Below are 12,732 nucleotides of genomic sequence, written 5' to 3'. Positions count from 1 at the left end.
TCAGCTCCTAAATTTCTCTCGAGCTTGAAGTAGGACACGTAGGTTGTCAGCTTCAAGGCGGTATTCGACGCTCCCCTGTTCGCCTACCAAGGCTGCCACCACAGACTCCTGCGTCTTAATCACATGATCAAGTCGCTTTCCAATCACAACCTGATTAACGCAGTTCTTTTGTACACAGTCCCAAGGCAGAGGCGACAACGGAGTGCTGCTGCACTCTTGGAGCGAGGTGCAGCCGCCAAGAACTGTTTCTCGATAGGCGATCTGGCCTCTCTCAAAAAGCTGCAGTGCTTCACCTTGTGTCCTTGAACCCAAGGTGTTTGACATTCGATCTGCACCTCTTCCAAACACCTCTGTCCCTTCGAGCAAGATTCCAAGAGTGTATGCCAGAAAACTGCTTTCCGCCTTGGCGGCATTCCACTCATGAGAGAAATGGTCTTTGTCCAAAACGAGATTCGTAGCCCTTGAGAACCCATCGGAATAATAAGCTCGCATTTCATCTGTGATGTGCTGTAGCTGCGCTTTTAACCCCGGCAAGCTAACCATACCGGACCTATGCGCATAGACTGATAGGCTACGACGAAGTTGATGGTAGCCAAGCGGCCAGACCGATCCCACCTCAATCCCCTCGCGCTGCCAGCCCCGCGCCAGCTCCAACTGATTCAGTTCATCTATGTCGCGTTGCTCAATGACCGGAGAAAAGTTCGCGAGCACCGCCGATCGAGATGAGCGCAGCCCACCAGCTGGCCGTTCCTTACACGAATTGCTTAAGGTCGGAAAAAGATAAGGTCTTCCTTTGCCGGAACTACCATGTCCATGCTTCTCAACGACCGCCTCGGAGATTCTTTGAGCGAGTTGCACAGCGCGCGCACCTTCCTTGCTCGTGATCCAAGACGCGGGTTTTGGCAACCCCTTATTGAATTTTGTCGTGAACCCGCAAATCTCGTAATGGGTAGATCCGCCATCCTCGAACTCACGCAAACATTCAGTTAAACGAATCGAACTAGCTTCGCTTCTACGCATTCCCGAAAATGCGACGACGCAAAGCATCAGCACTGCCTGATAATAATCAAGCCGACTCTCGACCTCGACGGGGATACCCGCCGAATCATACTCTTTTGCAGTATAGGGCCCCAGCCTGACTGGCTTTGGATTAAAATATAGTGGGATAAGAGAATCTAAATCTTTCTCGATTTCATCAAGAGAACTGACAAGACGAGACAATATCTGAAGATAGATGTTTGATGGTATAAGCGGGGTTTGCCGATAGGCGCCACGAGATGCGAGCTCTTCACCTAATACCGTCCTTGCCAATTTCAGCGGCACTTCACCGCTGAATGAAAGCCGACTACGGTTCCTTGCAAGGGTGGATATGAGTGCAGATGTCTGACTGAGATAGTTAATATTGAAGCTTCCGGCATATCCTGCGACAGCACTGGGATCTCTAAGGAGTGCAAAAAGGTCAGTCCCACACCCCCGGCAGATCTCGCACCAAGCTCGAACTGCATAATTGGAGTGGCGGATCGTACGCACCGACCGCATTCTTCCTTTGTCGATGTGGCACCACATCAACCCTTTGTTTTGCTCGCGTAGCAATGCATCCAAAGGCGTCGGACCTTTATGAAATTTGAGCGTTTCGTAGACGTCTTCCGCATCCGAATACCTGTACTTCCACTCGTCGTCGCCATAAATGGACGCCACAATTCCATCAAGATTTCTGCTTATAACGGTGCCCGGGGGAAATAAATGCGTTTCGCTCAGAAAACTAGTTTTTGGCTCACTGCCAATCCGGCATTCTTGCTTTAATAGATTCATCATGCTAAGCAATAATCTGCAAGAGATATAGCTGCTGAAGTTTTCCCTGCCAGTATACGGTTAAGTTACCTTCTTCCAGAACATCCGAAGAGACGCGGTCGTAGATCCCGCTCATAGAATCTTTCATTTCTTCAAGATAGCGATCAATTTTGTGGAGAACGGCAGAATAAACGCGATCTGCAGTTACTGAAACACCACTAAAGGGTATGAGCTTTTGCAGGACGTACCGGCACGAGAGCAATTTGCGCAAGTCCATCTCATCGGCGTGCAAACAAAAATTCTCACAGAAGAAGCATCCTTCCGCTTTCCGGCAGTCCGGCTCGACGACCACGGGCGCGTCCATGGGACGAGGATCGCCAAATTTCTGACAGCTCCCCGCCATGACACCTGTATGCGGCACCCCATTCGGACGCTCTACAGTCAGCTCGACAACGCGTTTTCCGAGCGAATCAAAAAAAGTGCTCATTTCCGCTCTAGCAGACTCAGCGTTTGCTTTACAATAACTTCGAATCGCTGTTTCAATTGTGTGACCCATTGCGTGTGCAGCGACCACCACCCCGTTTCTGCGGGCAAAATATCCGTTTTTGTGCACGCGCAACTGTTTAAACGTCACATCTGGCAAGGTAACGCCAACTCGCTGCAGGTTGCGCCGGAGAGACACCAAAAAATTTTGACTGATAGGAGCTGCACTGGTTGTTGGCCGAAAGGCTCCTTCCTCGTATCTGCCGCGGATGAGGAAATTCGGCGGCTTGAGCCCCCTCAACATGTCAATCAATCTTTTTCGGATTGCAAGATATTCAGCCAATCGACTCAAGGTTATCGCAGTGAGGTACACCGGTACCTCCTTTCCATTTGCCCGAAATTTTACGACCTTCTGTTTTAAACCGACACGGTCGGGAGTCTCCAACTGATTTTCGTGGTTTTCCGGCAGGACGTAGTCGATAGCGACTTGAAGGTTCGCCCCAGAGTCAGCCATAAAAATTGCTGCAAATGAATGACATGCGAGGTCCGCCAGTCGGGCGATGCAGTAATGACTACGCAAATGCAGAGTCACCGATCCGTTCATTGTGGACGCTTCTATGGATACAGGACCAATGATCTGGTTTTTGCCATCCGCATATCGGCGCAAGAATGCCGCTGTGGCATCGAAAACCCCTTCTGCGTAGGATACGAAGAGGGCGACGTCCTTTTCTGCTGGCGCTACAGTTCCGCTCGCTCCGCCCCGACCGAGCGGCTCAATAAGATCCACGAAATCTTTCCCGTGGATTTCGCTCATCATATTGATGACTCGTTGCTCGCGATCCGCTGCAGAACTTAGGGCGATCTCGCCGACCATCACTTGGTTTCGCAGATAGGAATGATATGCCTCGAGCGACTCAAGCGCAATTTCCTCATCGCCTAACACTCCCTCGTAACGCTGGCCGTGTTCCAGCCTGTCCGCCCACGACATGAACATGGAGAAGGCATAGAATGCTGAAGAGATAGTGCGAGGCCTCGCATTGATGATCGCATGCCACGCCGACAACCTGCCGATCGCAGCGGGAACATCAGTTATGCGAGTTTGCGAAAGTGATCGCTCATCGACGAAATGCGTGTTCCTATGGAGCCGACGAGTCGTGTAGCACCAGATCAGAAGCGGAAAATGCTTTCCATCTTCAAATTGAAGCGCGCAGTTCTCTACCAAAAACGCTTCCGGTGCGGCTGCGAAAGGGTATGGCAAGGACGGCAAAGACTTAACCGTTGCAGGTTTCAGAGTCCGAAACGCGTCGTCTGAACTAGCCATTGACTATCGGCCGTCAGCCAATTCTGTTAAGTACTTCTCCCAGCCTCGTTGCGCCTCCTCAACTGCCCGTATCTTGCCGCGATAGGTGAGGTAACGATCAGTGGTTTCTGCGCTTTTGTGCCATAACAGTTTTCGAAGTTGGTCTCGCGCCCAAGAAAACTTTTCAGGGGATGCGCTTTCGCCCATAGTGGAATCAACCCAGTTCAAACCAAAAGTGGCCCGTAGATCATGATACCGATAAGTGAAATTCGGCAATGTCTTCTGAACCTCAGGAATGACCCTTAGCTTGATGAACTCCCGAAGGTTTTGGCCTATTGGCGAAGACTTCTTAAGCGACACAGTGGAAGCGCGTAGCATCTCTACGTCATCTTTGCACTCATAGTAAGGACCTCCATGGCTTGTGAGAAACAGATAGTTTGATGGATCTTCCCTTTTTTTTGATCTAGCACGCCGCCGTTCGGCTCGACCGGAAATTGCATACATGTGCAGCTTCATATAAAGCCACTGCGGAATGGACAGCCACACATTTGTAGCGTTGTTCTTTGTGTCTATGCCAGTTCCCGGACCGCACCGAATTTTGAGCGGCCAACTGATTTCGCAAGGCATTTTCGCAAAGATGCCCCACGGCAAAGTTAGCGCCGTCATCTCCCTCGCGCCCGTTAGCAATGCTACGCAGTGCATCAGGAAATACTCCTGGTTCCCAATTTTTTTCAACGCAGCAACGAGAGCCTTCTGCTCATCGCGAGCCAGAGGCCGTAGCTTTCCGCCGTCCATGATCGACTCTAAGAATGGATCATCCCTGTTTTTCTCTCGAATGGCCAAGTCGGTGGAGGCCACCGTGCGAAGTTGGCGCCTACCCTTGGAGTCCATTAAGGCGATGGTGACATCTTTCTCGTTCCAAGGCGGGTGATCAGGCGTGAATCTCATTCGGACGTCTGTTTGCAAGAACCTGTAGAACAGGATCACCGAAGACATTCGGCCACTTGCAGTGCTAGATGCAAGCGAGCCAGAGTTCACCAGTCTTAAAAGGTGCGTTCGGTAAACATAGGTAGGGCGTGTATTTTTGTTCGCAGAAGAAAAATCTCGCCAGTCCAGGCACAGTCCCTCTAGATGCTCCAAATAGTCCCTCAAAGCGCGAGCATTTGTGCCAAGACCTGCAATGCCTGTCGGATTTGCTTGCGCCCTATTGAGGAGCCACAGGCAAGCCTCTTCCCAGGGAGCGCCGCTGCTTGTTAGCACCAGTGGCACCCTTAAAAGCACTGTCCATTTGTATGCTCCGTCAGCCTTGGGAACACGCCAATAGCCTATGCGCCGCCCAATGCTGTCCTGCCCGATTTGCAGGGAATTTGATCCAGCATCACGGCTGACCTTCGACAACCGTACGTTCGGAAGAGTGTGCAGTCTCGGGACCGTCATCTTGGTCGAGCTCCAACAACTTTATCTGGTGCCGGCGGTGGGATTCGAACCCACACACCTGAGGTCGGGGATTTTAAGTCCCCTGCGGCTACCGTTACGCCACGCCGGCTATAGATTCGATTTTACGTGAATTCCTTGCGTGTCGGTAAACAGCAAGGTACTGCGACGTGTTTAAGCACTACTCCATCGAGCGCGCCATGTGTCTTTGTGTCAAACCAGCAAGTGGGTTGTGCGGAAAAAAACCTGCTAGTAACGGACTTAAAATCCGCCGCTTACCCGCGAGGGGGCGTACCGGTTCGATCCCGGTTCGGGGCACCAAGTCCAGCAAATCAACCGCTTAGCGGTGCATTGCTGGCTACTCGTCAGTAACTGAACACTCCGAGTGTTCCGCCGTCCGCGATGACAGGACTCAGGTTCGCTGCAACGGTCGGATGGCAGCGTCCGTCGCCCACCGGCTGGCCGCAGTCACCGCTCTCGTCCTCAGGCGCGATGGCGGAGGGGTACCAGCGCCGCTTGCGCGAGACGCGCACGCGGGGCGCTTGCGACGCAAGCTGAAACGACGGGTAGGACGGCCACCCGCCCCACGCCAGCGGCCACATGGCGAGAGGCGCTGCCACGGCCGACACCCAGTGAACCGCAACGCCATCCGCGTCACGCGCACACGGGTCGTCTGGCTGCGCCAGCGGATCCTGGTCGCGCCCATCACTGCGCTCGGCAGAGCGCGAGGCACTTGCTGCACAAGCCCGACGCTGGTCATGGAAGCTCCAGGCGTGAAGACGTTCGACGCGCCGGCCTGGAAAGGCGTGGCTCAGATGCCCGCATACCACTCGTAGCCGCGGTCTTCCCAGAATCCGCCCCGGCCGCCCCACAGGCCGCTGTAGGCATCGACGACCTCGATGCGCATCAGGTACTTCGCCTGTTTGTAGCCGAGCTGCCGCTCCACCCGCAGCCGCAGCGGCGCCCCGTGCGCCACCGGCAAGTCCTTGCCGTTCATGCCGTAGGCCAGGATGGTCTGCGGGTGGTAGGCATCGACCAGGTCGATGCTCTCGTAGTAGCGGCCGCTGCCGTCGAGCGTGCGCTCCAGTTCGTCTGCGCAGTGGAAGACGACATAGCGCGCGCCAGGCTTGAGGCCAGCGGCGTCGAGCACGAGGCCGAGCGGCACGCCCTGCCATTGGCCGATGGCGCTCCATCCTTCGACGCAGTCGTGCCGGGTGATCTGCGTGCGGGACGCGAAGCGCCGCAGCTCGGCCAGCGACAAGCGCTGCGGGCGCTGCACCAAGCCGTCGACCTGCAGGCGCCAGTCCGCAAACCCATGCTCCAGCAGACGCGCGTAGTCGTCGGAATCCGGCATCTGCGTGCCGTTGGCACGGAACACCGGCGAGAGATCGGCCTCGCTGAACTCCTGCGCCAAGGCCTGCCGTCCGAGCAGCAGGCGCTGGCTGCGCAAGGTCAGCTTCTCCGTTTGCCGCAACACGCCGTCCACTTGCGCGTTCTGGGCCAGACCGTCGCAGCCTGCGAGTGCCCATGTGCCCGCACCGGAGGCCAGCCCCATCAGCAGACGCCGGCGCGAGAGGTGTGGTGCGCTCATGTCTTGTCTCCTTCATCCGTGATCGCGTAGCGGCCGCTGAGCATGGACCGCAGGTTGTTCCAGAGCCCCGAGGCGATGACCATCGCCACGTGCACCGCGACGAACAGCACCAGCAGCGCGGCGCTGATGAAGTGCAGGCTGCGCGCGGAGGCCCGGCCGCCGAACAAATCGGCCAGGAACGGGAACGCCGCATCGAGGCCAGGCGACATCGTCAGCCCGGTGAGCACCATCATCGGCAGCAGCCCGAAGACCACCGCCAGGTAGCTGAGCTTTTGCAGCGCGTTGTAGCGCCGCGCGGCGTCGCCCCGGGCAAAACGCAGGCGCGCATGGTCGCGGATCTCCTGCCACAGGTGGCGCGGCGCCAGCTGGTCGCGGCTGGGCAGCAGGTCGCGCTGAAAGTGCCGCCGCCACAGCCCATGCACCAGATAGACCAGCCCGTTGAACACCAGCAGCCAGGCGAAGAAGAAGTGCCAGCGCCGGCCTGCCCCCAGGTCGTGGTAAGAAGGCACCGTGAGCCAGGCCGGGAATGCCCGTGCGGTGGCCGTGCCGTTCTCATCGGAAACGCCGAGCCAGCCCGTGGTCTCGATGCGCAGCCGGCCGATCTCGAAGAAGCCCTGCGCGGCATCGCCTTGCTGCCTGGTGCCGATGGCGATCCAGGGTTGGTCCGCGTCGGCGCCGTACTTGCCCCAGTACAGCCGCGGGTGCGCGTTGAAGATCTGCAGCCCGCTCATCAGCAGCAGGGACAGGCACAACACGTTGAGCCAGTGGGTGATGCGCACGGTCAGCGCATGCCGCCGGATGAACTGGCGCTGGGCCGGGCGCGCATGCACCAGGGCGTGGGGCGGTGGAGGAAGATGCATAGCACTCGCTTCGGGCCGGCTGCGGCCTAGGGGTGCGACGCGCGCAACGTCGGGCTCGTCCAGGACTGCGGCGTGGCCCCCAGCGTCGGGTTGATGGAGAGTCGCGCTGACGGCCCTGCGAAGGGCCGGGCGAAGGGCCCGTCGATGCCAGCCCGCTCGGCCGGCACCGGCCTCGGCTTCCCGCCGAGGTTCAGCAGCAGGTCGATGCGGCCATAGGCATCCAGCGTGTGGGCCACCAGCATGTCGGTGCTGGCTTGGCGCGCCGGGTCTGCCGCTCTGTACTGGGCGCACCCGCCCTCCTCCGCGATCCGGGCCACCAGCGCGTGCAACGCGGACAGGCTCCGGCCTCCCAGCATCAGCATGGCGCCTTGGCTGGCCAACAACCGTGCAGCGGCCGCGCCGGCATGGCTGCACGCGCCCGCGATGGCCACGACCTGGCCGTGCATGTCTGGATTGAATGGCATGGTTGGGCTCCGGAACTGCAGTGGATGGAGGAAGAAGTGCCCCGCCGGGCGATCACATCGGCGGCACGACGCCGTTCTTGCCCACGATCACCTGGCCGGAACTGATGGCGCCGTTGGCGCCCTTCTCGGCAGGCACGAAGACCACCGCCCCGGGCTTGAGGTCCGCGGCCGTTGCCGGCGCCAGCGTGACGACCGGTGTGTCCCGCTGGATGGAGATCTTCTTGTCCTGGCCGTGGTAGCTCACGGTCACCACGCTGCCCTGCACCGACTTGACCGCATCGCCCACGGTGGCGTTGGTCATGGTGCTGTTGGGTTGAAGGTCCCAGCCGTAGCTGCCTTCGCCCGTTCCCTTCATCTGCGGCGGGAAGATCAGCACTTCCAGGGCGCCGTCGCCCCCCTCCGACTTGGGCAGCGAGGCGATGCCGACGTAGTCGCCCTGCTTGATGTCGTTCACGCTGGCTTTGGCAACCGCCGCGACCGACCAGCCGGGCTTGAGCGCGATGTGGACGGTGTCGCCTTCGCGCGACTTGACTTGCAGCTGCTCGCCGGCCAGCGCGACGACGGTGCCGCGCACGCGGATCTTCTGCGCGGCCGGCTCGGCGGCGACGGCACTGCCGAGGCTGCCGAACGTGCCGAGGGCAAGCAGTGCACCGGCAAGCACGCAGTGGAGGGACTTGGTGTGGCGTTCGATGTTCATGGGTTTCTCCGGTGCGACCTCTGTCGCGGATGGGGGGCGCGGCGCTACCAGGCCATGGCTCCGATGGCACCGCAGTGCGGAGATGCCTATTCGCATCACCGTGGTTCTCACTGTAGGGAGCGCCCTTTAGCGGACGCTTAGGGATTTCTTAGCCCGGCGTTAGCCGAACATCAGCCGGCAGACTCGAGCCGCGCGATGAGTCCGCTGCGGTCGTCCCGGTTGTGCAGGCTCAGCTTCAAGCCACAGCGCTGTGCGGCGGCCTGCGCGATGGCCAGGCCCAGGCCGCTGCCGCCCGGGGCGCTGCCGGGCACGCGGTAGAAGCGGTCGAACACACGCCCCAACAGTTCGGGCGCGATGCCGGGGCCGGTGTCGACCACTTCCACCGTGGTGCGGCCCGGTGTGTGGACGAGGCGCACGTCCACCACGCCGCCTTCGGGCGTGTAGCGCAGCGCGTTTTCGATGAGGTTGTCCAGCGCGCTGCGCAGGTCGCCGGCGCTGCATGGCAGCCGCAGCGGCCCCAGGCCCTCGGCCGCGACCAGGCCCAGGTCGATGCGGCGCTGGTCCGCCAGCGCGATCAGCGTGTGGATGCTGTCGCGCACGTGCGCCTGCACGTCCACGCTGGCGCCGCTGTCGGCCGCGGCCGCCTCCTGGCGCGACATCTTGAGCAATTGGTCCACGAGCCGCTTGGCGCGGCCCACGCCGGCTTCCAGCTGCTGGAAGTGCTGCGCCGCCGGCCCGGCGGCCAGGTCTTCGCGCAGGTTCTCCAGCTGCAGCCCCACGGCGGCGATCGGCGTGCGCAACTCGTGCGCTGCGTCCTGCACGAACAGGCGCTGCGCGGCAAAGCTGTCGCGCAGCCGCGCCAGCAGGTGGTTGAAGGACGCCACCAGCGGGCGGATCTCCTCGGGCACGCGCTCCAGCGGAAGCTCGGCGATGCTCTGCGCGTCCTGCTGCGCCGCCTGCTGGCCGATGCCGCGCAGCCGCCCGGAGATGGCACGCACCACGCCCCACAGCACCAGCATCGACAGCGGCAGCAACAGCAGCACCGGCAACGCGGCTTCGCCAGCGCGGCCGAAGGCCAGGTTGGCGCGAAAGCTGCCGCTTTGCAGCACCTGGACCATCTGGCCGTCCTGCGTCGCGGCGGCATAAACCCGCCAGCGCTGCCCGCCGTCCTCGAGGTTCTGCAGGCCCGGGTGCGGCATGCGCCGCGCCACCACCCCGTTCCACGACGCCATCAGTGGCTGGCCATCGGCGGCGAAGAACTGCAGGACGTACAGGCCACGCCCGTGCACGCCTTCGGCGCTCAGTTCCGGCGCCTGGCCAGGATGGCCCTGCCGGGCCATCGCGTCGCCCAGCTGCACCATCTGGTCGTCCAGGAAACCGGCCGCCATGTGCGTGACCATGCGGTACGACAGCCCCGCGGAGGCCAGCGCCACCGCAAGGAAGGTGGGCACCAGCCAGAGCATGAGCGTGCCGCGGATCGAGCGCATGCGGCCGGCGCCGAACAGCCAGTTCATGGCGGCGGCGCCACCACACGCCAGCCCAGGCCGCGCACGTTGCGGATCGTGTCCGGGCCGAGCTTGCGGCGCATGCCGTGGATGAGCACGTCCACGGCGTTGCTGCTCACCTCTTCGCCCCAGCCATAGATGCGGTTCTCCAGTTGCTCGCGCGACAGGATGGCGCCGGAGCGCTCCATCAGCGCATGCAGCAGCGCGAACTCACGGGCGGACAGCTGCGAACGCACGCCGCGCACCAGCACTTCGCGCGTGCCGAGATCCAGTTGCAGCGCGCCCTCCTCGCCGATCAGCGACTGGGCCGCGCCATCGCGGCGCCGGATCACGGCGCGCATGCGGGCCAGAAGCTCGCGCAGCTCGTAGGGCTTGACCAGGTAGTCGTCGGCGCCCAGGTCCAGGCCGTCCACGCGGTCGTCGAGCCCATCGCGCGCCGTCAGCACCAGCACCGGCGTGGTCTCGCCCGCCGCGCGGGCGCGGCGCAGCACCTCCACGCCATCGCGCTGGGGCAGCCCCAGGTCCAGCAGCACGCAGGCATAGTCGCCATCGGCCAGGGCGCTTTGGGCCAGCACACCGTCCTTGACCCAGTCCACCGACCAGCCCTGGCGCGTCAAGGCCTCGCGCAGGCTCAGCCCGATCATTTCGTCGTCCTCGACCAGCAGTACACGCATGGGCTGCAGCTTAGCGGGCCTCCGTTAGGCGAGCATTAGCGCGATCCGGGCAGCGCGATCATGTGCCATGGGCGCTGGGCAACGCGCTGCACACGGCACTGCCCGGGCAGGAAGTGGGGGCCATGTGCGTGCCCCGCATCTCAACGCATGCCGCCCGAGCCCAGGATCACCTCGCCGGTCACCCAACCCGCATCGTCCGACGCGAGGAATGCAACGATCGGCGCGATGTCCTGCACCTGGCCGATGCGGCCCAGCGGCGTCCGCGCCTCGTTCCACGCCTGGAAGTCCGAGCCCACGGCTCCGGCGGCGTGCGTGCCTTCGGTCTCGACCAGGCCGGGGCTCACCGCGTTGACGCGGATGCCCCGCGGCCCCAGCTCGCGCGACAGCACACCGGTGATGGCATCGATCGCGCCTTTCGTGCCGGTGTAGACCGCACTTTCGGCGGGCAGCACGCGCGTGACGTTGGAGCTGATGTTGATGATGCTGCCGCCCTTGCCCAGATGCGGCGCAGCCGCGCCCGCGACCAGCAGCGGGCCGAGCACGTTGATGTCGAACTGCTGGCGGTACAGCGCTTCGGTGGTCTCCTCGATCTTGGCGAACTGGTAGATGCCCGCGTTGTTGACGACGATGTCCAGGCGTCCGAAATAATCGATGGCCGCCTTGACCAGCGACTCCACCTGATCGCGGTTGGTGACGTCCGCGCCCACCGCCAGGGCCTCGCCGCCGGCGGCTTCGATGGCGGCGACCACCGTCTCCGCATCGCGCTTGCCCGAGGCGTAGTTGACGACCACCTTCGCACCTTCTGCTGCGAGCCTGCGGGCGATCTCCGCCCCGATGCCCTTGGACGCGCCGGTGACGATCGCGACCCGGTCCTTCAATCTGCTCATCGATGATTTCCCCGTGGAGCTGGGCCGGCACGGCCCAGCGAGGGCGCGAATGATGGTGCAGGGGACATGCTTTGCCTACTGCCATTGCTGCACGGTGCCTGTACGTTTTTGAACGGCCAGCCTCAGGCCTGCAGGTTCGCGATGTGGTCGTTCGCGGTGGCGATGAAGGCGCGCAAGCGGTTCAGCCGTCGCAGGTCGCGGTGGTAGCCCATCCAGATGTCCCGGGTTGGCGGCTCGGCCGGCAGGTGCAGGCGACGCAGGCCGCCCACCTGGTGGCCCACCACCTGCGGTAGCACGGCGATGCCGATGCCCTGGGCGCACATGCGCGCCTGCACGTTGCGGTTGTTGGACGCCAGCAGCGGCCTGGCGTTCGGGAAGCTGGCGTGCAACCATGCGATGTCGGGGAACTGGCCGGTCGAGGTGTCGTGCGTGATGAGCCGAAAGCCTGCGCCATCGCCGAACACCGGGTCGGCTGAAGCCACCGCGATGTACACCCCGTAGGGCAGCCGGACCAGCCGGCGCTGCACCACGTCCTGCGCGTTGAAGGGCACGATGCGGAATGCGATGTCGGCCTCGCGCTGCGCCAGGTTGAACAGGCGCGTGCCCGTCAGCACCTCGACATCGACATGCGGATACGACCTGGCGTAGTCCGCGACGATCGGCGGCAGCACGTAGGCGCCGAACCAGTCGGCCGACGAGATCCGCAGGCTGCCTTGCAGCTTCTCTTCCCGCCCCGCCAGGCGCCGCTCCATCGCGAGCGCGCCCTCCTCCATCTGCTCGGCGAGCGCGACGATGCCCGCGCCCTCGTCGGTGGGAACGAAACCGTCCGCGGTGCGCTGGAACAGCGTGTGGCCCACGGCCTGCTCCAGCGCCCGAAGACGGCGCCCGATGGTCGGGTGGCTCAGGTGCAACGCACGCGCCGCGCCGCCCAGGGTGCCAGACCGCACGACGGCCAGGAAGATGCGGACATCGCTCCACTCCACGCCGTACCCCTTTCAAAAATGAACGGCGAGCGTACAGCATTGGCAGTTGCCGAACAGTTTCAG

The 12,732-nt window shown here is 61.9% G+C and carries 11 protein-coding genes and 1 tRNA gene; all 12 read right to left on the bottom strand.

Annotation, left to right across the window (positions count from 1 at the left end; translation table 11 throughout):
* Positions 1-1,812, bottom strand: coding sequence for a hypothetical protein (locus DES41_RS37995; protein ID WP_147282964.1), 1,812 nt, complete (start codon positions 1,810-1,812; stop codon positions 1-3).
* A 4-nt stretch (positions 1,813-1,816) separates the two neighbouring features.
* Entirely contained in the window at positions 1,817-3,532 is a 1,716-nt protein-coding gene (locus DES41_RS37990) for a hypothetical protein (protein WP_147282963.1), read from the bottom strand.
* A 66-nt stretch (positions 3,533-3,598) separates the two neighbouring features.
* Positions 3,599-4,570 (bottom strand): integrase, encoded by a 972-nt coding sequence (locus DES41_RS26380; RefSeq protein WP_245965876.1) that lies wholly within the window; start codon positions 4,568-4,570, stop codon positions 3,599-3,601.
* A 467-nt stretch (positions 4,571-5,037) separates the two neighbouring features.
* Positions 5,038-5,120, bottom strand: a tRNA-Leu gene (locus DES41_RS26375).
* Positions 5,121-5,819: 699 nt separating this feature from the next.
* Positions 5,820-6,599 (bottom strand): molybdopterin-binding protein, encoded by a 780-nt coding sequence (locus DES41_RS26370; protein WP_114470597.1) that lies wholly within the window; start codon positions 6,597-6,599, stop codon positions 5,820-5,822.
* Entirely contained in the window at positions 6,596-7,459 is an 864-nt protein-coding gene (locus DES41_RS26365; protein ID WP_114470595.1) for a cytochrome b/b6 domain-containing protein, read from the bottom strand. Before DES41_RS26365 ends, DES41_RS26370 begins: the two co-directional genes overlap by 4 nt.
* A 26-nt stretch (positions 7,460-7,485) precedes the next feature.
* Positions 7,486-7,923, bottom strand: a complete 438-nt coding sequence (locus DES41_RS26360; protein ID WP_114470593.1) for an SDR family NAD(P)-dependent oxidoreductase — start codon at positions 7,921-7,923, stop codon at positions 7,486-7,488.
* A 52-nt stretch (positions 7,924-7,975) separates the two neighbouring features.
* On the bottom strand, positions 7,976-8,620 hold the full coding sequence (locus DES41_RS26355; RefSeq protein ID WP_114470592.1) for a hypothetical protein: 645 nt from the start codon (positions 8,618-8,620) through the stop codon (positions 7,976-7,978).
* 170 nt (positions 8,621-8,790) lie between these two features.
* A complete protein-coding gene (locus DES41_RS26350; RefSeq protein WP_114470591.1) occupies positions 8,791-10,134 on the bottom strand; it encodes a sensor histidine kinase in 1,344 nt (447 codons plus the stop codon).
* Positions 10,131-10,799 (bottom strand): response regulator, encoded by a 669-nt coding sequence (locus DES41_RS26345; protein ID WP_114470590.1) that lies wholly within the window; start codon positions 10,797-10,799, stop codon positions 10,131-10,133. Before DES41_RS26345 ends, DES41_RS26350 begins: the two co-directional genes overlap by 4 nt.
* Before the next feature lie 140 nt (positions 10,800-10,939).
* On the bottom strand, positions 10,940-11,686 hold the full coding sequence (locus DES41_RS26340; RefSeq protein ID WP_114470589.1) for a glucose 1-dehydrogenase: 747 nt from the start codon (positions 11,684-11,686) through the stop codon (positions 10,940-10,942).
* A 122-nt stretch (positions 11,687-11,808) separates the two neighbouring features.
* Positions 11,809-12,669: a LysR family transcriptional regulator gene (locus DES41_RS26335; RefSeq protein ID WP_114470588.1), complete on the bottom strand. Its 861-nt coding sequence runs from the start codon at positions 12,667-12,669 to the stop codon at positions 11,809-11,811.
* Positions 12,670-12,732: the final 63 nt, after the last annotated feature.

Source organism: Pseudorhodoferax soli (assembly GCF_003337555.1).
Taxonomy (GTDB): Bacteria; Pseudomonadota; Gammaproteobacteria; order Burkholderiales; family Burkholderiaceae_C; genus Pseudorhodoferax; species Pseudorhodoferax soli.
Note: the sequence above shows the minus strand (reverse complement) of the source record. Positions and strands in the feature narration are given on the sequence as shown.

Coding starts and splice junctions, on each gene's coding strand:
- DES41_RS26365 (WP_114470595.1), bottom strand. CDS start 7,459: ATGCATCTTCCTCCACCGCCCCACGCCCTGGTGCATGCGCGCCCGGCC.
- DES41_RS26380 (WP_245965876.1), bottom strand. CDS start 4,570: ATGTCTTCGGTGATCCTGTTCTACAGGTTCTTGCAAACAGACGTCCGA.
- DES41_RS26360 (WP_114470593.1), bottom strand. CDS start 7,923: ATGCCATTCAATCCAGACATGCACGGCCAGGTCGTGGCCATCGCGGGC.
- DES41_RS37995 (WP_147282964.1), bottom strand. CDS start 1,812: ATGAATCTATTAAAGCAAGAATGCCGGATTGGCAGTGAGCCAAAAACT.
- DES41_RS26340 (WP_114470589.1), bottom strand. CDS start 11,686: ATGAGCAGATTGAAGGACCGGGTCGCGATCGTCACCGGCGCGTCCAAG.
- DES41_RS26370 (WP_114470597.1), bottom strand. CDS start 6,599: ATGAGCGCACCACACCTCTCGCGCCGGCGTCTGCTGATGGGGCTGGCC.
- DES41_RS26350 (WP_114470591.1), bottom strand. CDS start 10,134: ATGAACTGGCTGTTCGGCGCCGGCCGCATGCGCTCGATCCGCGGCACG.
- DES41_RS26355 (WP_114470592.1), bottom strand. CDS start 8,620: ATGAACATCGAACGCCACACCAAGTCCCTCCACTGCGTGCTTGCCGGT.
- DES41_RS26345 (WP_114470590.1), bottom strand. CDS start 10,799: ATGCGTGTACTGCTGGTCGAGGACGACGAAATGATCGGGCTGAGCCTG.